Genomic DNA, 22,583 nt, shown 5'->3' with positions numbered 1-22,583 from the left:
CAGAGCTGCGCAAACGGGCGCAAAAGGGGTTCGTTCCTTGCTTCAGAACCTGTTCAGTCCCAACTTCATCTTCTATGTCATCACCATTCCCATTAGCCTTGTGTTTCATGAGTTTGCTCACGCGTGGATGGCAGACCGTCTCGGCGACAATACGGCCCGTCTGGCGGGCCGCCTGTCCTTGAATCCGTTGGTCCATCTCGATCCACTCGGGCTGATCTTGATCCTTTTTGGTCCGATTGGCTGGGCTAAGCCGGTACCCGTGGATGTGTCGCGCTTGAGGCATGGACGCCGTGACCTCATGTTCGTGGCTTTAGCCGGTCCCGCATCGAATTTGCTGCTGGCTGTGGTGTGCTTCCTTGTGCTTCGTGTTGTACCCGTGTCTGGATTTTCCTCTAATGGCTTGCCAGCTTTTGCGTTGCAGCTGTTGACGTGGGGTGCCGTGGTCAATGTGACACTGTGCGTCTTCAACTTGATCCCGGTACCCCCGCTGGACGGGTCCCGTGTCGTTTCAGCCTGGGTTCCTTATCGTCACATGTCCTGGCACCATCGATATGAAACCTATGGCCCGTTTTTGCTCCTGCTGGTGGTGGTCATCCCGCCCCTGCGCAATACGATTCTATCGCCCATGCTGAATGCGTCCTGGCAATTTGTCGCCTCTTGGTTTGGCTTTTATACAGGAGGTTTTTGAGATGGCATACGAGATCGTGCTGGATACATTCAGCGGTCCGCTCGATCTGCTCTTGCATCTCATTCAGAAGCATGAAATCGACATCCACGACATCCCCATCGCGTTGGTGACGGAACAATATATGCAGTACCTGCGCGCCATGGAAGAACTGTCCTTGGAGATAGCGAGTGAATTCATCGTGATGGCGGCCACATTGCTGGCCATCAAAAGTCGCATGCTGCTGCCGCGCCAATCGCAACAACAGGAGGAACTCCCCGACTCCGACGAAGACCCGCGCGAGCAACTTGTACAGCAACTGCTGGAGTATCAACGCTGCAAGTGGGCGGCTGCGCGGCTGCAGGAGTTGGAGCGCCGCCAGAGTCTCGTCTTTTCCCGCGAACCCATGGACCTGAGGCCCTATACGCCGGAGGCTCCCCCCTTGCCGGAGATGAGCATGTGGGTGTTGGTGGACGCTTATCGAGCGCTCATGCGCCGCGTACCGCCCCAACACCAATCGGCGCAAATTACAGGCACCGTCATCAGCGTGGAGGAGATGATGGAGTGGGTCCTGCAGCGGCTCCAGCGCTGGCAACGATGCAATTTCTATGATCTGCTCCCTGTGGATAGCGCCCGCGAGGAACTGGTGTCCACCTTTCTCGCCGTGTTGGAGTTGGTCAAGGAACGGCGGGTGGTTTGCACGCAAGCGTCGCCCTTTGCTGACATCGAAGTCGTATTGTTGGATGGTCGTGCGACCGCGTAAGCATGATGGGAGGTGTAAGGGTGCTGCTCAATGTGACCGGCCCGCTGGAGGCTTTGCTGTTTGCCGCGGGCAGTGAGGGCTTGACGACCGAAGAGCTTGCCGATGTCCTGCAGCTGGGAGTAGAGGAGACGCGCCAGCTTTGCCTGGAACTGCAAAAACAGTACGACGAGCGCAGCGCTGGGTTGGCATTGGTCGAATTTGCCGGGAGTTGGCAGTTAGTCACAAGGCCCGAGCACGCCATCTATTTGCGCCGATTGGCCCATACCCCGGTGGCCACTCAGTTGAGCACGGCCGCCCTTGAGGTGTTGTCCATTGTAGCGTATCGTCAGCCGATCTCCCGTGCCGAGATTGAAGATGTCCGCGGGGTGAAGTCGGACCGTGCCATCGCAACCCTCGTTCATCGTCGTCTGATTACTGAAGTGGGAAGGCAGAATGCGCCGGGCCGGCCCATTTTGTACGGCACCACGGACACCTTTTTGCAAACCTTTGGTCTGCGCAGTTTGGAGGACCTCCCTCCGTTGCCGGAAATGAGCGACGTGTCCTTAGACCTTTCCTTGTTCGAGCAGCGTACCAGCGTTCCCAGGGATTGATGCATGAGCTGGACGATTCTGGATAGGATAATGGACGTCCGGCGACAGTCACGGAAAGAAGCTCGGCTTTCAATTCGCTGGGTATCGGGGTGGAGGGTTTGTGGATCCTATGCTTGGTAGCAGTCTTGGTCTTGGTCCTCGCGCTCATCCTGGTGCTCCCCGTTACCCTCTATATATCCCTGGAACCTTCACACAATTCCCGGTTCAGCATGGATGTGCGGCTGCGTAGTGTACTGGGTCTCGTCCGCATCCATAAAAAAATCCATGACATAGAGGTTCTTCTCGGGCCTGGCGGCCCATCCGTGGCGGCTCAACATGAGACCTTCGGCTGGTCGGGCCGGGAACCTGGCCACACAATGGATCTTACCACCCATGAGGTCTTGGATCTGATACGTCATTGGCCGCAATGGGTCGCCCGCTTGCGGGAGATCAAGGGCATCCTGAAAGAGGTGCTATCCAAGATTTGGATTACCGAGTTTGTCCTCACCATCCGTTACGGAGTTAAGGACGCGGCGGTAACAGGTCTGTTGCATGGTCTGATTTGGTCGGGGCTGGGATTGGTCATGGTGATGCTGGTTCGTACCTTTTCCTTTCGCGTTGAGCCCGCGATTGTCGTGCAGCCGGAGTTTCACAGCCCTGGCTTCACGTTGAAGGGTTCCTGCATAATGAAGCTCCGCCTCGGTTACGCTATCCTCGCGATGATGGGGCTATTCCGCGTCTGGCGAAGGAGGGGACACCATGGAACACCCAATTCAAGGGCTCATGCAGACGGCCATGAGCAGCATTCGCGAAATGGTTGACGTCAACACGATTATCGGCGATCCGATTGAAGCCCCGGACGGTACCGTGATTTTGCCGGTGTCGCGGGTGGGGTTTGGTTTCGCCGCCGGTGGCAGCGAATTTGGCAGCAGCGGACGAGACGCCTCTACAACCCAGGAGCACCCGTTTGGTGGGGGCTCGGGAGGCGGCGTGTCCATCACCCCTATCGGGTTTCTCATTGTCCACGGTGAGCACGTGCGGCTGTTGTCGGCCGATCACGAGAATCAACTGTACGACCGGTTGATTGACATGGCACCCCAAGTGATGGAAAAGATCCAGCACCTGTTCCAGGGCGGTAAGACGAAAAGTGAGGTGCAGCAGGACAGCCGAGTCGAGTCGTCTGGGTTGTCCTAAACCGAGAGCGGCTGGCATACCCATAAACCAGTGAAGGTCTGGGGGTGTGCCAGCTATGATTGACCTCATCTGGCTCGGTCTGTTTCTGGCAGGTGTCACGACGGCCATGTTCACAGGTCACATGCAACGAGTGACTGCCTCCATCCTGGGTGGGGCCGAGCACGGCGTAGAACTGAGTTTGGCACTTATTGGAGTGATAGCACTCTGGAACGGTCTCATGAGCATCGCCGAAAAGGCCGGTTTGATTGACACATTGGCCCGCGTCTTGCGGCCGGTTACACGCTGGCTGTATCCGTCCGTCCCTGAGGATCACCCGGCTATGGGCGCTATTCTAGCCAATATGAGCGCCAACATCCTCGGCATCGGCAATGCGGCAACCCCACTCGGGCTGCGCGCCATGCGCGAGCTGCAAACCCTCAACGCCGACAAAGAAACGGCCAGCGACGCAATGTGCACATTATTGGCCGTCAATACCGCCAGTATTACGCTGATCCCCACTACGGTGATTGCCGTCCGCATGCAGTACGGATCGACCCATCCCACGTCCGTGGTTGGGACCACAATCATCGCCACAGCCCTCGGCACCGTCACGGCGATTGCGTTGGATCGGGGATTTCGGGCCTGGGATAGACGGCGGAGGCGCAGTTGATGCAAACTGCCATCGCCACGGTATCCAATTGGCTCTTGCCGTTGTTGGTGGCCGGCATTCTGGTCGCCGGCTACATCAAGCGGGTTCCTCTCTACCATTCTTTTGTCGACGGGGCCAAGGGCGGCTTTGGGATCGCGATTCGGCTCTTGCCGCACCTGGTAGCTATGATGGTGGCGGTTGAGGTGTTCCGCGCCTCGGGAGCGATGGATTTGCTTGTGCAGAGTCTGACACCGGTGACGAGTGTTTTGCACATTCCGCCCGAAGTGTTGCCCATCGGGCTGTTGCGCCCCATCAGCAGTTCGGCATCGTTGGCGTTCATGACCCACATCTTTCAAGACCCGAAGGCTGGGCCCGATTCCTGGTTGGGACAGTTGGCGTCCACCCTGCAGGCCAGTTCCGACACCACCCTGTACATTATCACCGTGTACTTTGGCAGTGTCGGCATTCGCAATTTCCGTTATGCGCTCAAGGTCGGATTGCTGGCCGATGTGGCGAGTGTGTTTGCCAGTGTCTTGGCCGTCACCTTGCTACTGGGCCCGATGCCGTAGGTCGGGGCTTTCCCTGCCCGGAATTTCATGCCATAATAGCGGTCAATGTATGGATAAAAACCTCATCCACGAAGGGAACAGAGATGGCGGAACGAATTCAAAAAATCCTGGCAGAGGCTGGTTTTGGATCACGCCGCAAGTGTGAACGACTCATACAGGAAGGACGGGTATCCGTTGACGGGCGGCCCGCGGTGTTGGGAGAACGCGCAGATCCGGAGCGGCAAACGGTGGCGGTGGACGGGCAGGTGGTCGAGCCGCAGCCGAAAGTTTGCTGGATGTTGCATAAGCCGACTTCCTGTGTGACCACACTGTCGGATCCAGAAGGTCGGCGTACGGTGATGGAATTCCTGCCCGATCTGCCGGTGCGGGTTTATCCAGTGGGGCGTTTGGATTACGACACCAGCGGTTTGCTGGTTTTCACGAATGACGGTGAACTCGCCCATCGCCTGATGCATCCGCGATACGAGTTGGACAAAGTGTATCGGGTGACGGTGACGGGCATGCCGGAGGCATCTGACCTTCGCGCATTGTCACAAGGCATCGATTTGGAGGATGGCCGTACAGCCCCCGCCAAAGTGGAAGTGTTGCGCCACCACCCGCGCGAGTCGGTGTTGGAGTTGACACTCCATGAGGGGCGGAATCGGCAGATCCGGCGGATGCTGGATGCCATCGGATTTCCAGTGAAACGGCTGAAACGGGTACGTTACGGACCGTTGCGGCTCACCGGTTTGGGGCCGGGCCGCGCTCGGCCGCTGACCGCGGACGAGCTGGCCCTGCTGTATGCAAGCGTCGATCTGCAACCGCCGCGGTTGGACAAAAATCCGCCACAGCAGCCCCGACGCACGCACTGGTCCGGTCAACCCCAGAGACGCTCCGCACGGCGGTGAGTTTGTCCAGGCGATTGTATAGTCCTTGCACTCATTGCAGAAAGTAGGTGCAAGGAGTGTGATCCGCCATGAAGAAAGCCATGTACGCTATGCTCGCCGCGGCTCTGTGTCTGTTTTCCGTCACGGCCTGCGGCAATCCACCCGCGAATAACGCCAATACAGCGGGTAACCCAGCGGTCAGCCCGCGTAACGACACAATGGCCCCAATGCGCCGTCCGGCCACCCCGGGAACTCACGCCAACCTGGCTGTGGAGCAGGACATCGCGAATCATGTGGTCAAGGTGGCGCACGTGCAGAACGCCAACGTCATGGTGGCTGGCCACACAGCTTACGTGGCGGTGAAAATCCGCCCGGGCGTGCGCACGGGATTGGCCGAACGCACGAAGGACCGGATTATTGCAGCGGTCAAAGACCGTCACCCAGAGATTCGCACGGTCTACGTGTCGGCCAATCCGGATGTCTATCAACAGTTTCAGAAGTTCGCCCGTGATCTGCAGCAGGGGCAGCCGGTCAGCGCCATCTGGAATCAGTTCTCGGCCATGGTGCAGCGCGTGTGGCCAAACGCCCGCTAGCGGGAATCTGTCGCGCGACCTGTCCGCATCTCGAACGCTGCACGCCGTGTGAGAATCCGTCGGCATGAGACCGTAAGAGGCTACAGCGACGAGGCTTCCGCAGCCTTGTCGCTTTTTCCGTCTGTGCGGATGTTGCCCGGCGACAAGCGGATCGTCATAATGGAAGGCAGTAATGACGAGGAGGGGTCCGGGGATGGATCAGGAGCCTGTACGGATACTGGTGGTGGACGATGAAGAGCGGATCCGCCGCCTTGTCCGAATGTATCTGGAGCGCAGCGGTTTCGCGGTGGATGAGGCTGCCGACGGGAAGACGGCGCTGGCAGCGGCCTTGAGTCAGACCTATGCGCTCATCATCCTCGATCTCATGCTGCCCGAGATGGATGGCCGCGATGTGTGCATCCAGATTCGCCAACACTTGCAGACTCCCATTATCATGCTGACGGCGGCCGGCGATGAGGTTAGTCGCATTCACGGTTTCGAATTGGGAGCGGACGATTATGTCGTCAAGCCGTTCAGTCCCCGGGAGCTGGTGATGCGGGTCAAGGCGCTGCTGAAGCGGGTGGGAGAAAACGACACCACTCGCACAGAACTGCAGCAGGTTTTGACGTTTCCCGACCTCAACATTCACATCGAAGCCCGTCGGGTGGAGGTGGCGGGAAAGGAAGTCGCCTTGACACCGAAGGAGTTCGACCTGCTTGTGTACATGGCGCAACGACCGGAAAAAGTTTTCAGCCGTGAGGAATTGCTGCGCGATGTCTGGAACTACCAGTTCTATGGCGATCAACGCACGGTGGACACGCATGTTAAGCGATTGCGGGAAAAATTGGGACATGCCTCACCGAAGGTCAGCGCCTACATCGTCACGGTCTGGGGTGTTGGGTACAAATTTGAGGTTGGTGCCCGTTGATTCGCAACAGCATCGTCGTCAAATTGTGGTTGACCATCGTGGGCATGGTCATCGTGGTGTTGGCGCTGTTGTCGATTCTGCTGCAGCAGTTCTTCGATAATTACGTCTATCGACAACAGGCACGTCAGCTGTCCCGTCTCGCGCAAAGTGTCCAAGTCTCCATCAACAACACGAAAAATCCGACCGCTGCGCTGCAGATAGCTCGGCAGATGGTCTACGTCCAGCAGGCCGACATTCATGCATCGCTCAGCTTTGACTTAACTTCCAACCCCGACCTCGCATCTGCCTATGACCATTTCACTTCAGACCAACGGAAGGCGTTTCTGGGCGGGCAACCCGTGGTCATTACCGGTGAGTCCGACGGCACCGACGTCGTGTCCGTCTACCTACGCTTAAACTCCGCCTCGAACCCGGGGATGCTCGCCGTCTGGCAGAATATCAACGCGCTTGACGAACCGATTGCCTTGATGCGCAATCTGATCATCTTCGCCATGGTGCTGGGTATCTTGCTGACCACGGGATTGGCATTCGTCGTATCGAAGAATTTGTCGCGGCCGTTGGTGCAGATGAACGAGGCGGCCGAACAGATGGTGCGAGGCCAGTTTCACGGGAAAATCGACGTGGCAACGAACGATGAGGTGGGCAGACTGGGGCGAACGTTCAATGTTATGGCGGACGAATTGGAACAGACAATTGCCGCCCTATCGTTTGAAAAGGAGCAGTTGAGCAACATCCTTGCGTCGCTGCATGATGGGGTGGTGGCGGCCGATTTGGATGGCAACATCACCTTAGCCAATCCACCGGCGCGGCGCCGGCTGCAGTCCACCTCCCTGGCCGCTACCGGGGTGCCGGATTCCACACGGCTACCGTCGGACCTGTATGGACAAATGCAGGCAGTCGTGGAGGCGCGTCAGCCGATAACCCGCGAATGGTCTTGGCAGGCCCGGGACATTCTGGCCACCATGACTCCGCTGTACCAGTCGGATGGGAAAACCCTGCGTGGGGTGGTCGCCGTCCTGCGGGATGTCAGTGAGGAACGGAGACTCGATCGTCTGAGAAAGGATTTTATCGCAAACGTGTCCCATGAGCTGCGAACTCCGCTGAGCATGATGCAGGGGTACGCGGAAGCTTTGTTGGATGAATTCGGGGACGACCCGGAGCAGCGCCGGGAGCTGACCGGCATCATCCATGATGAAGCCCTGCGCATGAAGCGCTTGGTCAACGACTTGTTGGACCTGGCGCAGTTGGAGTCGGGCCAATTTCAGATGACGTTTGCGACGGTGAATATCAGCGAGGTCGTCTTTCGCGTGGTCCGGAAGTTTCAGACGTTGGCCGCCGAGCGGGACATTCGCCTTGATGCGCAGCTTCCGGACAGCGAGGTCTGCGTGCGTGGAGACGAAGACCGATTGGAGCAGGTGTTCACCAACCTGGTGGACAATGCACTGCGCCATACTCAAGCGGGGGGACAAGTCGGCCTGGTGGTGCGGGAGAGCGGGGGCCATGCGCAAATTGACATTCGGGACACGGGCAGCGGTATCCCCGAGGAAGACATTCCATACATATGGGAACGGTTTTACAAGGCAGATAAGGCGCGCACGCGTGATCGATCGGGTACGGGCCTGGGTTTGGCCATCACCCGCCACATCGTCGATGCACACGATGGCGATATCATTGTCAACAGCAAGCTAGGGCAGGGCACCACGTTTACGGTGTCGATCCCGCTGGCGCACAGCACATCGCGGGCGTAAGACATGGAGGGAGTTCATTGGCCTGGGTGTACTACATGAAAATATTTGATACCCGGTTCCAGGCGGATTGTCTCGCGGCACGCATTCGCGATGCCGAAGGCGTCCTGCAAAAGGCGCCGAAGTATGTAGCCGTGTTTCGCACTCCCAGCGGAAAATATGGAATCAAGATCCTGTGGTAGGTGCAGGCGCCGTTGGCGCCTGCACGCTTTGTGCGCCCGGCATGGGCGGTCCCTATAGGGTGAAAGTCCCGAACGGGGATTGGAGACATATCTACCACTAGCCAAGAGCAAGGGTGTCCATCGTGAGGTGGAATCTGAAGAAAGCTGAAGGCAAACTCTCGACCCGAGGCACACGAATCGCATTCGAGGCTGTCACAGTCGGACGAGTTGCCCAAACACAACGAAGTCCGAAGTCGCCAAGGGCTGTGGCAATAGATGCGGCGGGTGCATGAGCGGAAAGGGGCCGTTCTTATCACCTCACACAAAGGGCCGTGGTTCATGGCGAGGATGCTGAACCAAGCCATGGATAAAGCGTACATTGAGCAACCGGGGCTGCGCAGTCTTCAGGTGAGATACCTTACACTTCGTGGAGTTTCATGAACCGCCGTATGCGGACCCGCACGTACGGTGGTGTGAGAGGATGGGGGCTAGGCGCCCCCTCCTACTCGATCGTCAGGCATGTCACGAGTATGCGGGTCATAGTTCGCGGTCGGGTCACCGATCTGGGTCGGTCCGCCGACGTTCCACCAATAAGTCCACAACGAGCGACAAGAACTCCGTATCCTGTTTGGGCAGTGTGCTCAGGCGATGAGCCATCTCCAAGTAGGGGGTGGACTCTTCATTGAGCACGAAGTTTTGCAGGTAGGATGGCAGTTCATCCGGTGAGTTCTTCATCTTGGGCGGCCGCAATTCCTTTCGTTGATCACACAAAGCGGGCAAAGACACACCGAGCGCGTTTGCCAGTCGTATGGCGTAATCCAACGACGGAAACCGCTTCCCCCGTTCGATGGATGAAATATGCGGCGTAGAGATACCGGATCGCAGGGAGAGCTCTTGCTGTGACCACCGACGCGCCTGGCGCAACCGACGAACTCGACTACCGAACGACTCGTTCAATCTGGTTTTCCTCCTGATGCAATATTTTACTTACGCCTATTACACTATCGCTGAACTTTTGAATTGTAAATAGTTAACGTCGAATATTGTTATCTTTTTGTAGACACAAGAGGAAAAAATGTTGATGAGAGGATGATTGCTTCCGTTCATAACCCGCTCTCATGCGGGCACCCTTCTTACAGGGGGTTCCTGAATGCAATACGAGGTGACGCTTGCGGATTCGCCATCCCGACTCGCTCGCATTCAAGCGGCCGTAAGGCAAGCCGCCTTTCCGCTGGCCATCACCGGCGCTGGCATCAGTGTGGCCAGTGGCGTACCTCTGCTGGCCGATTGCGTTGCGGGAGTGACGTTGGCCGAATTTTTCCGCCCACACTTGTTCAACTGCGACCCGGGGCGGTTTTACGATGCCTATCGGCGGATCCTGCAGCATTGGCGCACGGCTCAACCGAATTCCGCGCATCGCGCCTTGGCGGCAGCGAGGTTTCATGTCGTGACGCAAAACATCGATGGGTTGCATCGGGACGCCGGTACTGCCCATGTGCTTGAACTGCACGGGAATTTGCGGGAGTTACGTTGCCCAGGCTGCACTCAGGTGTATCAGAGCCAGTTGGTATGGCGGGCCCGAGTCCCCCATTGCCCGACCTGCGGTGCCGTGCTGCGGCCAGGGTTCAGCCTGGAGGGGGAGCCGATTCGCCACTTCAGTAGAGCGGTCGACTGGATGGGGAGGGCGGACTTCGTGCTGGTGATTGGCACCCAGTTGGAAATGGAGCCTGTGCGGCGGCTGCCACAGATGGCGTTGCACCGGGGACTGGACGTAATCGAAGTGAATCGCGACGCGGAAGAGTTGGTGCCGTTTATTCTGAAGAGAGGCTAGGGAAGCCCCCATCCGACTGGGAGCCATCGGAGGTGGCCACACCACAAGTATGGATTCCCTGGCCAGGCTACCATCTGTGTTCCGGTCCGGACGTGACAAAGGCGATGGCGACAAAGGCTCCTCCCATGGCCAGAAACACGGTGGCCAGAGTGGCTGCGTGTTGTGAAAAGAACAGTGCCAGAATGGCGAAGAAGGCGCACATGATGGCGATGCCCAAATAATACTTAAACACCCGTGTCTCCCCCTTGCCTGCATGGGAATGATTAAAGTTATCATAGCATTCGGCACCTTGTCTCGGCAACGATCGGGTTGTCGTACGGATGAGCGCGCTCTACCACTCTGGGTTTGGCTCCCGCCTACAAGTGCGTTATGATACAGTTGCAATGTATCTCGGCGGGCAAGGGGGCGCCATGTATGCTGAAACACGGGTTTGTCAGCGACGCCAGCCGCAAGGCGAAGGCGACTCGGCACGTGTACGAATATTTGAAGCGGAAGGTGGCGCCGGAGCACTGGATTGCTTCCGTGCAATGGGAGAATATCGAGGGAACGGATGGGATTCCAGTTCCTCAGAAGGACCGTTTTCGCGTTCTGAATGTGCGGCTGCACGATGAACACCTGAGTCCGTATTTTAAGACGGATATGAATCTTTTTCAAATGTTGATGCTGGACGACTCGGTTTCCATTCAGTTGTTTCGCGCCCGCAAAGGGTGGCTGTACCTATTTGACGGAATTCCCGCCGGTCCTAAACCTTTCGGCAAGGACGGTCACGACACCCGTTGAATCGACCACCGGTTCATCTGGCGGATGCGGCGCAAGGCCCATTCTAGGAGCACCACAAGGTATACGGCGAGGAACAGGTCCGGCAACACCCCTCCAGCCAGGGCAAAGGTGTCATACACGCCGTGGGCGAAAGCGGGGACAATGTAGGCCCAGCCTCGGCTGCGCGTGCCCCAAATCGATTCAGCAAAAGCAGCGCCCATCAAGATCCCGAACATCATGTGTGCTGGTACGGCCGTGACTGAACGGAGAATGACGGTGAAGAAGCCGGAGCTGGTCACGTAGAGTATCGTCTCCACAGCCGCGAATCCCAGGGCTGCAGCTCCACTATATACCACGCAATCGATCGGGCTTCGCACCAAGCCCTTTTCAATCGCTCCACGCTCCACGATGCTGGCCTTCAAAAACTCTTCCACCATGCCGGCGATGAAGAAGGCCGTGATCAACAGAGCTGGCCATCCCCCAAGACGTTCCTCGCTCCAGGAGGACAGCAGCAGTCGCTCAATTAGTCCTGCCGGCAGGACAATCGCGGCGCCGCGGAGAAACAGGCGGTACACGGCGCGCTTGGGCTCTGGATGCAGCCGATCCCGGGTGTACAACCAGATGATGAACAAAGTGACGGGTATCATGGCCAGGGCAGCGTACAGCATGGATGATTCCTCCTGTTTTATAGTCTGCCCTGATGACGCCACCATCACTCAACGGAGATGACGGATGAAACCGGGGGAGCGTCGGTTTCTGTGGTTCTGGCTATTCATCCGTGGTAGAGTGAAACAAGACTACAATCACGAGGTGGTTCCGTGTTCGAGATAGGCGGGTACTTGCGCGAGTTGACGCATGAGGCGACAGAGCCGGTCGATTACCGTTTACATACTGACCACGACTCGCTGGGACTGAACGCGGCGCTCGGGCGGTCGATTCGGATTCGCTTTCTGGGCGATAAGGCTTGCGTCCATTGCGGCCGTAAGGTGACAAAGTTATATCAAAACGGGTATTGTTTCCCGTGCGTCCGCACCCTTGCAGAATGCGATCTTTGTGTCGTCAAGCCGCATGAGTGCCATTATCATCAAGGCACGTGCCGGGATGCGGCGTGGGGTGATGCGCATTGCATGATTCCTCACTACGTCTATCTGGCTGTCAGCAGCGCCCCTAAGGTGGGTCTGACGCGCAAGGGCCGCGAATTGACTCGGTGGGTGGACCAAGGGGCCGTGGCGGCTGTGCTTTTTGCCGAAGTGCCTACCCGGCGGCAGGCAGGCGAACTGGAAATGGAGCTGGCCCAGCACATTGCGGACAAGACCAATTGGCGGAAAATGCTGGCCGACGACGTAGAAGAAACGGATCTGCTGACGCTGCGGAAACAATTGATAGACAAGTTGCCAAGCCACTGGCGGTCTTACGTTCTTGATTCCGTCACAGTCCGCCGTTTTTCCTATCCACGTGCCGAAGATGCACAGGTTGCGCTGCAGTCTCTTTCTCTCGACCGGACGCAGACTGTCGAAGGACGGTTGATAGGGGTCAAAGGACAGTATCTATTGCTTTCCAACGGCGTCTTTCAAGTTAAGAAACATGTCGGATACAGGGTTCAGATTTCCGTATTGTAGAGACGAATGGCTTCTTCCGTGGACGCTCGCACTTGCGTTAAGAGGCTTGGGACATCGTCACCGGCGACGATATCTCCATTGACGAATACGTACGGTTGCAAGGCGCACAACTCACACTCGCTCAGACACGGGGTTTCCAGCACCGACACAGCCGGATACTCGGTCTCCAGTTCAAACAGGTCCGAAACGCATGCCGGGTTGGCATCGCAAACTTCAATGAGGACGAATCCTCCCATTCACAGTTCACCTCCAACACACGCGTTTAGTGTAACACGGATGGCACCATGATCCCCACTGCCAGTCAGGGCATTGCTTGGGGCGTCGGCGGGAAATCTAGGGTCGGAAAAGGAGGCAAGTCACATGTCCTGGATTTACGAAGCCCGTCTTTACGATTCGAAAGCCGTCGCTTCATACGTAGCCATGTGCGTCCGTGATCACCGTTTGCTGGAGGGTCTGGAACCAGCCAAAGTGCAGGTGTTTCGCACCCGAAAAGGGAATTACGGGATTCGCTATCGTCCACAGGCCTGTCCATAGGCCCCTTGTGCGCTTGTCAGACGATGATGTTTTTTCTTAACGATCCGCCACAAATTGCGATACAATGTTGATAGAACGAGGTTTATCCCCAGGGCAATGGGATTCGCGTGATTTCTGAATCGGCAAAACACGCAGCTTGGGAAGGGGAACAGGCATGAAGCCCACGGTCAACCTCAAATGGTGCAGAAAGAATCTGGAACGGTTCAGTCAGCCGGTATTTGACGTGCTCCGAGAAGAACACCCCGAATTAAACATGTCCTGTGATGATTGTTTGAATGCCTGTGGTTTGTGCATTGATGTGCCGTTTGCGATTCGCAATACGGGAGTGGTGGCTGCTCGCGATGCACGTGGACTTTACCATAAGCTCAAACGCGGCACCACGGTCTTGACCGCACCACCGCTGCCGGGAACGTACCGGGCGGTCATGGCAGCATCCCATCCTGAAGACCAGGCATAGGCGTGCGTGGATTACCTTCATGTCACCTCACTGATTGCAGACGAGGGGAATAAGATCAATCAACTTTGGTCCCAACCCTCGGCATCAGAGGTGAGTCCGATGTCTGAACGAAGCAAGCGCACGGTGAAGAAGAGAAGGGGGTCGACCGTTGGCCTTCCGAATTTTGTTCCGATTGTCGAGCGCTACAAACAGGCGGTTGTAGGCATAGAAGTCGTGCATGAACCAGCCCAAACCCGTTTGTTTCCCATAGGTCCTCTGTGGCACGACGGGTCACCGAGCTACCGCAGCGTCAATATTGGAACTGGATTCATTTTTGATCCCAAGGGGCATATTCTCACGAACGAACACGTGATTCACAGCGCCAGCCAGGTATTGCTGCGCTTTTACGGACGCAAGCGCCCTGTCCATGCCACGATTGTCGGTACGGATTACGTTCACGATATTGCCATCTTGAAAACCCATCTGGCTGCACCGAAACTGATTCTTCGCATCGCCAAGCCCGAGGACATTTGTGTCGGCGAGTGGGTCGTGGCGATAGGTTCGCCGCTCGGTCTTGATCACTCCGTGACGGCTGGAATCATCAGTTCGAAAGACCGTCCGCTCAAGATTGGCGACAGAGAATATCCGAAACTCATTCAGACGGACGCGGCAATCAATCGGGGAAACAGCGGTGGGCCGCTGATCAACATGCGGGGTCAGGTCATTGGCATGAATACAGCGGTCAGTCAGAGTTCCCAAGGGATTGGCTTTGCCATTTCCGCAGAGGTCCTGCGGGAATCCATTGACAAGATTTTGTGAACAACCGCCTCATGGACAGAGGTCGCATGGTACATAATCCCTCTATCCTACGCGTAAGCATCATGAGAAATGAGGTGACTCCGGAGGAGGGATTCTTGTGTCGATACGTGCTGCGCTGGCCGCCGGGTCTTCGTTGGCTGTGGCGGCCACGTCTTTTACGGCTGCGATGGACACACGTTCGGGTCTGCCACGGGAGGTGCCTGCCGCTCCATGCAAGACCAACTTTCGCAGCTCAACCCTCACCAGCAAGATGAAAATCCCCGTGGAATACCTGCGTGAACGGATGCGCTTGCGCGAGATTCATTTTTCGACCTCCAAGCAACGATTCGCTTCCTCCTGGCAAGCGCAGACAACCGTCAACTTACAGGTGCTGGGTGCGGGCCATCCCGACTGCATGCGGAGCCTGGCGAAAGCTCGCAATGCCGCCGCGTCCCGTGTGCCCGCCTCACATCATACCGCTCTCGTGCTGGCCAGTCGAGGAGGCACCACGCCTATCCGGCAGCGACCCCAGATTGCTCAACCACGTGACGAACATAAACCCGCGGCGCCTCCCGTTCCATCTCTCGTCAGCAGTTCCACTGGGACGACCATCGCCCGTTTGGCGCTCTCCATGGTCGGCAGTCCGTACGTGTACGGAGGAGAGGACCCCAGCGGCTTTGACTGCTCGGGCCTGGCCGAATACGTGTATGCGAAATGCGGCATCGCCATCCCCCGCACTTCTTTTCAGCAATACGCGTGTGGGGAGACGGTCGCACGGTCTCAACTGCAACCTGGCGACCTTGTGTTCTTCGCCACCACCGGGAGTGGGCCCACACACGTCGCCATCTATGTGGGCAACGGACTGATTGTTCAGGCGCTCAATCCTCGCACCGGTGTTATCGTCAGCCATATCAACGCGCCCTACTACACCCAACGCTATCTCGGAGCGCGTCGTCCGTGGCATGTCTAGAGCGAGATTTGACTTCACGCTGGGGGCGTGTCAACATACCCAGTAGGTTTTGTTTGATGGGGAGGTAGAAACGGGAATGGCGTTCGAACACAACGGTATACCTCAATATTCACCGCAAGAAGTGAGAACCATCCTGGCGCAGCGGACCGTGCAGATAATCGACGTGCGTACCCCGGAAGAGTATGAATCGGGCCACATCCCGGGTGTACCTCTGCATCCCATGCAGGAGGTCACTGATTGGATGGGGCAACTAAACCCGGCGGACGAATATATCTTTGTTTGTCGCAGCGGCAACCGTTCGCAGCGCGTGGCCGAGTTTTTGAAAGCGAACGGCTTCTCGCAAGTGGGAAACCTGGCCGGTGGAATGCTCCAATGGGACGGAGAGGTCACTTCCGGTTCAGACCTGTGATCGATTGGACGATGCGAGCCAGAAAGAACAGTTGCCGTGGGTTGTTTTCATACAAGCAGTGTAAGATTTGTGGCGTGCTGCCGGCGTGCACCCAGCCGTGGCGCGCCATATCCTCTGTTACATCCTCCAGCCGGTAATCGGTTCCCTGGTGGGAGACGCCAAGCTCCAAATCGCCCCACGCGTAGCGATGCAGTGTTGCACGAAAACGGTTGTGGTCGGCGCTGGTCGAATAGACTTGAAAATGTTGGTTCTCGAGTACGATGACGACACCCGCGGGCTGAAACACAAAATCCCCAGGTTCCTCTATCGAGAGCACGTACACCTTGTCAATCCGGGTTTCCATGAACGCCATCCCCCTGTCCACTTCACCTTACCAGTCCGAGTCCGTACGGGCAAGCCGTAACGGCGTTGGGGTCTACCTTCTGCGCCCAGTCAGGAACGACGGGCTCTCCATATTCATAAAGCGGGGCGATGGGAGGTAGGCAAAACGTGGATTATCAGGACGTGTTGGCGGCGCTGGGGGCTGGCAGCGCACATCCCGGAGGTTTTCGGACCACCCTGGAATGGTTGGAGCATGTTCCCATACAGTCTTCGACTCGGATCTTGGAGGTCGGTTGCGGGACCGGACGAACCTCGGTATATGTGCAACAGAAATACGACTGTCCCGTGATCGGGGTTGATGTTCGTCGGGAAATGGTGGCAAAGGCCCGGCGCCGCGCCAAGCAGGTTGGGGCGAAGGTGAAGTTCGTGCAAGCGTCAGCCGAGCGCCTGCCGTTTCCAGACGCGAGCTTTGATTTGGTCTACATGGAGTCTGTGAATGTATTTGTCGATCAAATTGAGCAAGCGTTGGCAGAGTACCACCGCGTGCTCATCCCGGGTGGTCGCTTGTTGGATGTCGAGATGATGATCATGGGGCCTGTGGCGCCGGCCTGGCGTGAGTCCGCAAAGCGCGTTTACGGGGCCCTGAGAGTCCCGGACTTAGCCAGCTGGCGCCGTATGTTTCAAGAGAGCGGATTTTCCAATGTACGGGCACTATGGTCCCGGCCTGTACGACCGGAGGACGCGCTGGCGGCCGAACCGATGGACGAGAATGGGACCCTTGTCGACCCGGGTGCCTATCAAAAGCCTGAGGTGATACGCGTCCTCACGGAAAATGCTCAGTGGATGGAAACCAACCACCGCTGGCTGGCTTACGTTGTGTTAGTGGGGGAGAAACCCAAACGGAACCTGGAGACCAGCGGTTGACTCGGTCATCGAAACGAGACGTGTAAATTCTGGCGTACTTTACCAGGATAAACATGCCGCCAACCGGGGTATGGTAGCAAATAAGGCTAGCAGAGGAGGGTGCTCATGGACCAGGAGCAACAAGAGAGATTCTCGAAAATGCGGGACCTGTGGTCGGCTGCCAGCGAAGCCCTGACAAACATGGATCACGTTTTGCACACGGGACTTCAATCCGTGGACCATGATTCAGCTCGTCAGGCGGCGGATCTCCAACGTATCCAGGAGCAGGCAGGAAAGGCTGTTGACGCCTTGCGTCAAGTGTCCGAACTGGCGCGGCACGCTCGTTCCTATCAGGCGCAAATTCATCAGCGGCACAGTGGGCGTGTCCCCCACTAGCAGGCCCTTCCTGTCCGCAGGCCGGTGCCCGTACAACTATGGAGTCGACCCATGCTGCCTTCACAATGGCAGCTGGAGTGGCCGAAATCCTAAATAATCGGAGCTGACCAGTAGGTACTCAACCCCGTCTTTTTTACCCTCGAAACGGTACCGGTGAGCCGCCTGATGAAGATGACCGTATATGCACAGGCGTACCTCAAACTCAGAGAGCAGCGCCGTGAAGAGCGTATCCTCTCCCAGGTGACTAAGCGGTGGATAGTGCAGCATACAGACAATCGGCAGGTTGAACTTAGCGGCTGCGCGCAATGACAAGCGCAGGCGTTCTTGTTCTCGGCGGTACAGCGGATCATCCCGATGGGCATTAAACTGGGGGTGAGATGGTAGCAGCCAGCCCCTTGTACCACATACTGCATAACCACCGACCGAGAGCGCATCGTTTTGAATGGCAAACATCCCTGCATCCAGGTGCTTGCGCACGCGTCCGATGCCGTTCCACCAGTAATCGTGATTGCCTCGAATCATCAATTTCTTGCCGGGAAGTCGGGCTATCCACTGCAGATCCGGAATAGCTTCGGCAAGCGTCAGCGCCCAGGAGATGTCACCCGGCAGGAGAACCACGTCGTCCTGCGACACCACATCGATCCAGGCATCACGGATGCGTTGCTGGTGATCTTTCCACCGATCCCCGAATACATCCATAGGCTTGTTCACAGCATTTGACAAATGGAGATCCGCGAGAGCAAAAAAATTCATGCCAGTCCAATCCCTTCTCCGCTCATCATAGCAATCTGCAATTTGCAGACGCAAACCTCATGATCCCACCTGCACAAACCAATCTGTAAAATCACTGGATGGTATGGCCAGATCGGCTCCACACATGGCATGGTAAAGACAGAGGCAGGGAGGGTGTCTGATGAGGATGATGTGGACAGACGAACAGGAGCAGGTGGTGACGGGGGCCTGCGCGAATCGCGTGATCTTCGCCGCACCGGGTAGCGGGAAGACGGCTGTGCTCACCGCTCACGTCCACCATCTTCTGTCCACGGGTCACATGCGGGGGCGGGAAATCGCTGTGCTCACCTTTACCCGTCAGGCGGCTTCCGAATTAAAACATCGTTTGCGGGCGGACAACGGTCTTCCTGCGGAAGAGATTGAGGCACTGCGCGTGGGCACCTTTCACTCCCAAGTGTTTCGTGCCTTGTTGGAGTCTCGGGTTTGGGTGCCAGTTCCGTTGCACGCATCGGAGCAGATGGATGTGATGCGGACGGCGATGGAGATGTCTGGGATGGAGCCATCACCGGTGAACGTGCGCAAGATGATGGCGGAGCTGACTAAGCAAAAATCCGTCTGGCCACAGTCCAAAGTTCCGCGTTCCCTGCGGCGCACATTCGCGGCGTACGAACGGATGAAGCGGCAGCGAAATCGCTGCGACCTGGACGATTTGCTGTTGGCTATGTGCGGTATGGTAGAGGATGAATCACGGTGGAAGCGCGTGTCCTGGCTGCATTCTCTCCGTTACATTCTCGTCGATGAGTTTCAGGATACCAATGCGGTGCAGTGGTACATCCTCCAGCGACTTTGTCGGCTTAGCGGAGCCAAGTTGTGTGTGGTGGGTGACGATGACCAATCGATCTATGGGTTTCGGGGCGCCAGCCCCCGTTGGCTGTTGGGATTTTCAAAAGCCATGCCTGAAACCGAAGAGGTGATACTGTCGCGCAACTTTCGCTCCTGTTCCCGCATCATTGCATACAGCCGCCGATTGATTGAGCACAACCGTGCGCGGGTTGGCAAGCCGATAGTCGCCGTACGCGAACAGGCTGGTCTTTGCCGTGCGCTGTCATGGTCCACCGAGACGGCCGAAGCCGAGGGGGTTGCGCGGCTTGTCTGTGCGGAGAAGACCTCATCCGTGGCCGTTCTTGCCCGTACCCGGCGTCAGTTGATGTCCGTGTATCAAGCCCTTCCTGTCAGCATCAGGCGCGGTGTCGGTTTTCACACCCTCCATGAGGCGAAGGGGCGGGAATGGGACGTCGTGCATATTGTTGGCGCGGTGGGCAACAACCCGTATCTTTCGTGGCAGGCCTGGAACAGAGACCATCCGGACGACACGGCGAGGAGCGAAGAGGAGCGGCGTTTGTTTTATGTTGGCATGACTCGCGCGCGCTTTCGGCTGTTTATTCATGTGCCTGGTCAGTGTCGAGGACGGCATTGCCTGCCGATTGAGTATGTCGAAGAAAGTGGACTATCCCTTTCGTAAATCCTGTGATATACTACGTTAAAGCGGAATCGGTCAGAGGATGAATGACAGTGGACGAGCGGGTGTGGCGGAATTGGCAGACGCACCAGATTTAGGTTCTGGCGGGAAACCGTGGGGGTTCGAGTCCCTTCACCCGCACCAATTTGGGACAGGACGGCCCAACTTGCCGTCCTTTTGTCGTATTGTTGCCATTCCTGCCGTATATGGAAGCCGCATCCTCATGGTATCATAATGACAAGAGTTGTCTCAGGGGGTGATCAACATGCCCGTCACGATATACGATGTCGCACGCGAAGCGAAAGTTTCCATGGCCACGGTGTCACGGGTGCTCAACGGCACCGCCGTTGTCAAGGAAGAGACGAAAAAGCGTGTGCTGGACGCCATCGCCGCATTGGGCTACCGGCCAAACGCGGTTGCGCGTGGTTTGGCCAGCAAGAAGACGCAGACTATCGGCGTGATTGTACCCGATGTGTCTGCGGCTTTTGTGGCGGAAGTGGTCCGCGGCATTGAAGACATCGCGGCCATGTATGCATACCAGATTATCCTGACCAATTCCGATTCGCAGTTGGAACGCGAAATCGATTTGGTGGGCACGATGTGGGAAAAACAGGTCGATGGGATAATTTATATGACAGACAAGCTGCGAAAGGAACACATCAGCGCTTTTGAACAGGCGCAAATCCCGGTTGTTCTGTGCGCCACTGAAGACCCAGAACGTCGGATTCCTTCCGTAAACATAGACAACCGGCAGGCGGGCGCTGATGCCGGACAGTATCTGATACAGCGCGGATGTAAGCACATTGCGTTTGTCACCGTGGAAGAAGGGCGTTCCGTCCTGTCGGATCGACGCGGGAGGGGGTTGCAGGCCAGCCTCCAGGGTCAGCCGTTGATTCGCATTGAGACGCGTGACGGTCGCTACGAAAGCGCCCTGCCGAGGATCCAACAGGCACTCAAAGAATACGAGATCGACGGTATTGTGGCCGCGTCCGACGAACTTGGACTGGCGTCGATTCACGCCGCCCAGGACCTGGGCCGTTCGCTTCCAGAGGATATCAAGGTCATCGCATTTGACAACACTCGCTTGGCGGAAATGGTGCGTCCCAAGATGTCGGTGATTGCTCAGCCGATGTATGACTTCGGGGCGGTTTCCATGCGCTTGCTGACGAAGTTTTTGCGTGATGAACCGGTGGACAATTACACCGTAATTTTGCAACATGATATTGTGGAACGGCTATCCACCTGACTCGATTCGCATGGCGCGCGTGTGGCACGGATTCTGGTCGCCCCGACGGGTCTGGAGGAGGCACTAAGGATGATCCGTGAGTTTATCGAACGGCACCGCCAAGAGATGATTGAGTCGTTGCAGGGGTTGCTGCGCATCCCCAGCGTCAAAGGGCCTGCCCAACCGGGTCGCCCATTTGGGGACGGCCCGGCCGAGGCATTGTCATATGCACTCCAGTACGCTGCCAAACATGGTCTGCGGGTTGCTGATATTGATGGCTACGCTGGGCATGTGGAGCTTGGGGACGCCGAAGACTATGTCGCGGTCTTGTCTCACTTGGACGTGGTGCCTGCGGGGCCCGGGTGGACTTATCCTCCGTTTTCGGCGGAGATTCATGATGAGCGGGTCTACGCCCGGGGGGCGATTGACGACAAGGGGCCAGCATGGAGCGCATTATGGGCATTGATTGCGCTGAAAAAATTGGGCTGGACCACGAAGCGCAAGGTCCGATTGATCTTTGGCCTCGACGAAGAGAGCGACTGGCAATGCGTGCGCCACTATTTCTCGAAGCAGCCTGTGCCGCTCGGCGGGTTTACGCCGGATGCGGATTTTCCCTTGATTTTTGCCGAGAAAGGCGTCGCAACGCTGTGCCTCGAAATGCCGGCCGATAAGGAGTCCATGGCACCGTGTGTGATTCATTTTCACGGTGGCGACAGACCGAACATGGTGCCGGATGCGGCGGAAATCGAAATTGATTGCCACTCCGAAACCGCCGCGCGAGAATGGGAGCAGCAGTTGCATAAAGAGGCCCGACAGCGTCACATAGAAGTGGTGATCAAGCGGGAGAGTTCACAGCTGCGGGTGTCTGTGCGGGGGGTGTCCGCGCACGGGAGCACCCCAGAAAAAGGGGTCAACGCCATTGTTCAGTTGGCCACTCTGTTAACCAATCGAAATGTCGCGAATGCGTCGATGTGGCGCATGATTGCCGCCCAGGACACATTGGGCAAGGCGCTTGCGATGGACACCGAAGACGACATCACAGGCCCCCTGACCAGTAATCTGGGTTGTGCCGAATTGATAGATGGACGGTTTCGCTTTTGGTTCAACATTCGCTATCCCATAGGCGCCCAGGTCGGGGAATTGGTCGAGAAGTGCCAGGAATATGTATCAGATAGATGGTCCGTGAGCTTGGAGAACGACATGCCTCCCCATTATGTGCCATTAGACAGTCCTGTGGTACAGGTGTTACAACGGGTGTATGAGCAGCATACGGGTGTCCCAGCCGAACCTCTGGCCATCGGAGGCGCCACCTACGCGAGGGCCATTCCCAACGCGGTTGCTTTCGGTCCCTTGTTTCCGGGGCAGCCTGACCTTGCCCATCGCCGGGATGAATACTGGGGTATCCACGATTTTCTGCGCTGCGTCGAGATATATGCGCATGCCATTCACGAATTGGCGAATACGCTGTAACG

The 22,583-nt window shown here is 57.1% G+C and carries 31 protein-coding genes and 1 tRNA gene; 26 read left to right on the top strand and 6 right to left on the bottom strand.

Annotation, left to right across the window (positions count from 1 at the left end):
* The first annotated feature begins 37 nt into the window (after positions 1-37).
* From ASH01S_RS07455 to ASH01S_RS18830, 12 genes are all read left to right on the top strand, one after another.
* On the top strand, positions 38-688 hold the full coding sequence (locus tag ASH01S_RS07455; protein ID WP_067925918.1) for a site-2 protease family protein: 651 nt from the start codon (positions 38-40) through the stop codon (positions 686-688).
* A gap of 1 nt (position 689) precedes the next feature.
* Entirely contained in the window at positions 690-1,427 is a 738-nt protein-coding gene (locus ASH01S_RS07450; RefSeq protein ID WP_067925913.1) for a segregation and condensation protein A, read from the top strand.
* A gap of 20 nt (positions 1,428-1,447) precedes the next feature.
* Positions 1,448-2,017, top strand: coding sequence for an SMC-Scp complex subunit ScpB (scpB, locus tag ASH01S_RS07445; RefSeq protein WP_245628973.1), 570 nt, complete (start codon positions 1,448-1,450; stop codon positions 2,015-2,017).
* A gap of 380 nt (positions 2,018-2,397) precedes the next feature.
* Positions 2,398-2,817, top strand: coding sequence for a DUF2953 domain-containing protein (locus tag ASH01S_RS18835; RefSeq protein WP_169794200.1), 420 nt, complete (start codon positions 2,398-2,400; stop codon positions 2,815-2,817).
* The gene (gene ytfJ, locus ASH01S_RS07435) at positions 2,756-3,190 is read left to right on the top strand and encodes a GerW family sporulation protein (RefSeq protein ID WP_067925907.1); all 435 of its coding nucleotides are present in this window, start codon (positions 2,756-2,758) and stop codon (positions 3,188-3,190) included. The genes ASH01S_RS18835 and ytfJ overlap by 62 nt, the downstream gene beginning before the upstream one ends.
* A gap of 55 nt (positions 3,191-3,245) precedes the next feature.
* Positions 3,246-3,839, top strand: a complete 594-nt coding sequence (locus ASH01S_RS07430; protein WP_067925903.1) for a nucleoside recognition domain-containing protein — start codon at positions 3,246-3,248, stop codon at positions 3,837-3,839.
* Complete coding sequence (locus ASH01S_RS07425; protein WP_067925902.1) at positions 3,839-4,387, top strand: spore maturation protein; 549 nt, start codon at positions 3,839-3,841, stop codon at positions 4,385-4,387. The genes ASH01S_RS07430 and ASH01S_RS07425 overlap by 1 nt, the downstream gene beginning before the upstream one ends.
* An 83-nt stretch (positions 4,388-4,470) precedes the next feature.
* Positions 4,471-5,274, top strand: a complete 804-nt coding sequence (locus ASH01S_RS07420) for a pseudouridine synthase (protein WP_083516914.1) — start codon at positions 4,471-4,473, stop codon at positions 5,272-5,274.
* A gap of 68 nt (positions 5,275-5,342) precedes the next feature.
* Complete coding sequence (locus ASH01S_RS07415) at positions 5,343-5,846, top strand: YhcN/YlaJ family sporulation lipoprotein (protein WP_067925901.1); 504 nt, start codon at positions 5,343-5,345, stop codon at positions 5,844-5,846.
* Between the two features lie 193 nt (positions 5,847-6,039).
* Positions 6,040-6,753, top strand: a complete 714-nt coding sequence (locus ASH01S_RS07410; RefSeq protein WP_067925898.1) for a response regulator transcription factor — start codon at positions 6,040-6,042, stop codon at positions 6,751-6,753.
* Positions 6,750-8,501, top strand: a complete 1,752-nt coding sequence (locus ASH01S_RS07405) for a HAMP domain-containing sensor histidine kinase (RefSeq protein ID WP_067925896.1) — start codon at positions 6,750-6,752, stop codon at positions 8,499-8,501. Before ASH01S_RS07410 ends, ASH01S_RS07405 begins: the two co-directional genes overlap by 4 nt.
* 17 nt (positions 8,502-8,518) lie before the next feature.
* Positions 8,519-8,680 (top strand): hypothetical protein, encoded by a 162-nt coding sequence (locus ASH01S_RS18830; RefSeq protein ID WP_169794199.1) that lies wholly within the window; start codon positions 8,519-8,521, stop codon positions 8,678-8,680.
* Between the two features lie 534 nt (positions 8,681-9,214).
* Here ASH01S_RS18830 and ASH01S_RS07400 read toward each other — a convergent pair.
* Entirely contained in the window at positions 9,215-9,616 is a 402-nt protein-coding gene (locus ASH01S_RS07400; RefSeq protein WP_067925895.1) for a helix-turn-helix domain-containing protein, read from the bottom strand.
* A gap of 193 nt (positions 9,617-9,809) precedes the next feature.
* Between ASH01S_RS07400 and ASH01S_RS07395 the strand changes: the two genes are divergently transcribed.
* The gene (locus ASH01S_RS07395) at positions 9,810-10,490 is read left to right on the top strand and encodes an SIR2 family NAD-dependent protein deacylase (RefSeq protein ID WP_083516913.1); all 681 of its coding nucleotides are present in this window, start codon (positions 9,810-9,812) and stop codon (positions 10,488-10,490) included.
* Positions 10,491-10,557: 67 nt separating this feature from the next.
* Here the strand turns inward: ASH01S_RS07395 and ASH01S_RS18825 are convergent, their stop codons facing one another.
* On the bottom strand, positions 10,558-10,722 hold the full coding sequence (locus ASH01S_RS18825; protein WP_169794198.1) for a hypothetical protein: 165 nt from the start codon (positions 10,720-10,722) through the stop codon (positions 10,558-10,560).
* A gap of 182 nt (positions 10,723-10,904) precedes the next feature.
* On the opposite strand from ASH01S_RS18825, the gene ASH01S_RS07390 reads away from it, so the two are divergent.
* On the top strand, positions 10,905-11,270 hold the full coding sequence (locus ASH01S_RS07390; RefSeq protein WP_067925893.1) for a hypothetical protein: 366 nt from the start codon (positions 10,905-10,907) through the stop codon (positions 11,268-11,270).
* On the opposite strand, the gene ASH01S_RS07385 is transcribed toward ASH01S_RS07390, so the two are convergent.
* A complete protein-coding gene (locus ASH01S_RS07385) occupies positions 11,255-11,917 on the bottom strand; it encodes a PrsW family intramembrane metalloprotease (RefSeq protein ID WP_245628972.1) in 663 nt (220 codons plus the stop codon). The two genes, ASH01S_RS07390 and ASH01S_RS07385, sit on opposite strands and share 16 nt — an antisense overlap.
* Before the next feature lie 150 nt (positions 11,918-12,067).
* Here ASH01S_RS07385 and ASH01S_RS07380 point away from each other — a divergent pair, with 150 nt between their 5' ends.
* Positions 12,068-12,868, top strand: a complete 801-nt coding sequence (locus tag ASH01S_RS07380; RefSeq protein WP_067925891.1) for a DUF2797 domain-containing protein — start codon at positions 12,068-12,070, stop codon at positions 12,866-12,868.
* On the opposite strand, the gene ASH01S_RS07375 is transcribed toward ASH01S_RS07380, so the two are convergent.
* A complete protein-coding gene (locus ASH01S_RS07375) occupies positions 12,850-13,104 on the bottom strand; it encodes a YuzB family protein (protein ID WP_067925888.1) in 255 nt (84 codons plus the stop codon). The genes ASH01S_RS07380 and ASH01S_RS07375 overlap by 19 nt on opposite strands.
* Before the next feature lie 124 nt (positions 13,105-13,228).
* Between ASH01S_RS07375 and ASH01S_RS18820 the strand changes: the two genes are divergently transcribed.
* The 5 genes from ASH01S_RS18820 (at position 13,229) to ASH01S_RS07355 (ending at position 16,015) form a co-directional block, all read left to right on the top strand.
* On the top strand, positions 13,229-13,402 hold the full coding sequence (locus tag ASH01S_RS18820) for a hypothetical protein (protein WP_169794197.1): 174 nt from the start codon (positions 13,229-13,231) through the stop codon (positions 13,400-13,402).
* A gap of 154 nt (positions 13,403-13,556) precedes the next feature.
* Positions 13,557-13,859, top strand: coding sequence for a DUF1450 domain-containing protein (locus ASH01S_RS07370; protein ID WP_067925885.1), 303 nt, complete (start codon positions 13,557-13,559; stop codon positions 13,857-13,859).
* Positions 13,860-13,958: 99 nt separating this feature from the next.
* Complete coding sequence (locus tag ASH01S_RS07365; RefSeq protein ID WP_067925882.1) at positions 13,959-14,657, top strand: S1C family serine protease; 699 nt, start codon at positions 13,959-13,961, stop codon at positions 14,655-14,657.
* Positions 14,658-14,754: 97 nt separating this feature from the next.
* The gene (locus tag ASH01S_RS07360; protein ID WP_067925879.1) at positions 14,755-15,606 is read left to right on the top strand and encodes a C40 family peptidase; all 852 of its coding nucleotides are present in this window, start codon (positions 14,755-14,757) and stop codon (positions 15,604-15,606) included.
* Positions 15,607-15,682: 76 nt separating this feature from the next.
* Positions 15,683-16,015, top strand: a complete 333-nt coding sequence (locus ASH01S_RS07355; protein ID WP_067925875.1) for a rhodanese-like domain-containing protein — start codon at positions 15,683-15,685, stop codon at positions 16,013-16,015.
* Here the strand turns inward: ASH01S_RS07355 and ASH01S_RS07350 are convergent.
* Positions 15,993-16,358, bottom strand: a complete 366-nt coding sequence (locus tag ASH01S_RS07350) for a hypothetical protein (protein ID WP_157067045.1) — start codon at positions 16,356-16,358, stop codon at positions 15,993-15,995. The genes ASH01S_RS07355 and ASH01S_RS07350 overlap by 23 nt on opposite strands.
* Before the next feature lie 146 nt (positions 16,359-16,504).
* On the opposite strand from ASH01S_RS07350, the gene ASH01S_RS07345 reads away from it, so the two are divergent.
* Both ASH01S_RS07345 and ASH01S_RS07340 read left to right on the top strand, forming a co-directional pair.
* Entirely contained in the window at positions 16,505-17,260 is a 756-nt protein-coding gene (locus ASH01S_RS07345; RefSeq protein ID WP_067925869.1) for a class I SAM-dependent methyltransferase, read from the top strand.
* A 105-nt stretch (positions 17,261-17,365) separates the two neighbouring features.
* A complete protein-coding gene (locus ASH01S_RS07340; protein WP_067925865.1) occupies positions 17,366-17,635 on the top strand; it encodes a hypothetical protein in 270 nt (89 codons plus the stop codon).
* 60 nt (positions 17,636-17,695) lie between these two features.
* Here ASH01S_RS07340 and ASH01S_RS07335 read toward each other — a convergent pair whose 3' ends face one another.
* Positions 17,696-18,442, bottom strand: coding sequence for a metallophosphoesterase (locus tag ASH01S_RS07335; protein ID WP_245628971.1), 747 nt, complete (start codon positions 18,440-18,442; stop codon positions 17,696-17,698).
* A gap of 106 nt (positions 18,443-18,548) precedes the next feature.
* Here ASH01S_RS07335 and ASH01S_RS07330 point away from each other — a divergent pair, with 106 nt between their 5' ends.
* The 4 genes from ASH01S_RS07330 to pepV all read left to right on the top strand — a co-directional run bounded on the left by ASH01S_RS07330 (position 18,549) and on the right by pepV (position 22,581).
* Positions 18,549-19,889, top strand: coding sequence for a UvrD-helicase domain-containing protein (locus tag ASH01S_RS07330; protein WP_067925861.1), 1,341 nt, complete (start codon positions 18,549-18,551; stop codon positions 19,887-19,889).
* Positions 19,890-19,947: 58 nt separating this feature from the next.
* Positions 19,948-20,030 (top strand) — tRNA-Leu (locus ASH01S_RS07325).
* A gap of 121 nt (positions 20,031-20,151) precedes the next feature.
* On the top strand, positions 20,152-21,132 hold the full coding sequence (locus ASH01S_RS07320) for a substrate-binding domain-containing protein (RefSeq protein WP_067925858.1): 981 nt from the start codon (positions 20,152-20,154) through the stop codon (positions 21,130-21,132).
* Between the two features lie 69 nt (positions 21,133-21,201).
* Positions 21,202-22,581: a dipeptidase PepV gene (gene pepV, locus ASH01S_RS07315; RefSeq protein WP_067925855.1), complete on the top strand. Its 1,380-nt coding sequence runs from the start codon at positions 21,202-21,204 to the stop codon at positions 22,579-22,581.
* The last annotated feature ends 2 nt before the right edge of the window (positions 22,582-22,583 follow it).

Source organism: Alicyclobacillus shizuokensis NBRC 103103, from assembly GCF_001552255.1.
GTDB classification, from domain to species: domain Bacteria; phylum Bacillota; class Bacilli; order Alicyclobacillales; family Alicyclobacillaceae; genus Alicyclobacillus_G; species Alicyclobacillus_G shizuokensis.
Note: the sequence above shows the minus strand (reverse complement) of the source record. Positions and strands in the feature narration are given on the sequence as shown.

Bases quoted from the DNA above. Each gene is read 5' to 3' on its own strand.
- ASH01S_RS07450 (WP_067925913.1), top strand. From the start codon at position 690: ATGGCATACGAGATCGTGCTGGATACATTCAGCGGTCCGCTCGATCTG.
- ytfJ (WP_067925907.1), top strand. From the start codon at position 2,756: ATGGAACACCCAATTCAAGGGCTCATGCAGACGGCCATGAGCAGCATT.
- ASH01S_RS07430 (WP_067925903.1), top strand. From the start codon at position 3,246: ATGATTGACCTCATCTGGCTCGGTCTGTTTCTGGCAGGTGTCACGACG.
- ASH01S_RS07425 (WP_067925902.1), top strand. From the start codon at position 3,839: ATGCAAACTGCCATCGCCACGGTATCCAATTGGCTCTTGCCGTTGTTG.
- ASH01S_RS07420 (WP_083516914.1), top strand. From the start codon at position 4,471: ATGGCGGAACGAATTCAAAAAATCCTGGCAGAGGCTGGTTTTGGATCA.
- ASH01S_RS07415 (WP_067925901.1), top strand. From the start codon at position 5,343: ATGAAGAAAGCCATGTACGCTATGCTCGCCGCGGCTCTGTGTCTGTTT.
- ASH01S_RS07410 (WP_067925898.1), top strand. From the start codon at position 6,040: ATGGATCAGGAGCCTGTACGGATACTGGTGGTGGACGATGAAGAGCGG.
- ASH01S_RS07395 (WP_083516913.1), top strand. From the start codon at position 9,810: ATGCAATACGAGGTGACGCTTGCGGATTCGCCATCCCGACTCGCTCGC.
- ASH01S_RS07390 (WP_067925893.1), top strand. From the start codon at position 10,905: ATGCTGAAACACGGGTTTGTCAGCGACGCCAGCCGCAAGGCGAAGGCG.
- ASH01S_RS07385 (WP_245628972.1), bottom strand. From the start codon at position 11,917: ATGCTGTACGCTGCCCTGGCCATGATACCCGTCACTTTGTTCATCATC.
- ASH01S_RS07375 (WP_067925888.1), bottom strand. From the start codon at position 13,104: ATGGGAGGATTCGTCCTCATTGAAGTTTGCGATGCCAACCCGGCATGC.
- ASH01S_RS18820 (WP_169794197.1), top strand. From the start codon at position 13,229: ATGTCCTGGATTTACGAAGCCCGTCTTTACGATTCGAAAGCCGTCGCT.
- ASH01S_RS07370 (WP_067925885.1), top strand. From the start codon at position 13,557: ATGAAGCCCACGGTCAACCTCAAATGGTGCAGAAAGAATCTGGAACGG.
- ASH01S_RS07365 (WP_067925882.1), top strand. From the start codon at position 13,959: ATGTCTGAACGAAGCAAGCGCACGGTGAAGAAGAGAAGGGGGTCGACC.
- ASH01S_RS07355 (WP_067925875.1), top strand. From the start codon at position 15,683: ATGGCGTTCGAACACAACGGTATACCTCAATATTCACCGCAAGAAGTG.
- ASH01S_RS07350 (WP_157067045.1), bottom strand. From the start codon at position 16,358: ATGGAAACCCGGATTGACAAGGTGTACGTGCTCTCGATAGAGGAACCT.
- ASH01S_RS07340 (WP_067925865.1), top strand. From the start codon at position 17,366: ATGGACCAGGAGCAACAAGAGAGATTCTCGAAAATGCGGGACCTGTGG.
- ASH01S_RS07330 (WP_067925861.1), top strand. From the start codon at position 18,549: ATGAGGATGATGTGGACAGACGAACAGGAGCAGGTGGTGACGGGGGCC.
- ASH01S_RS07320 (WP_067925858.1), top strand. From the start codon at position 20,152: ATGCCCGTCACGATATACGATGTCGCACGCGAAGCGAAAGTTTCCATG.
- pepV (WP_067925855.1), top strand. From the start codon at position 21,202: ATGATCCGTGAGTTTATCGAACGGCACCGCCAAGAGATGATTGAGTCG.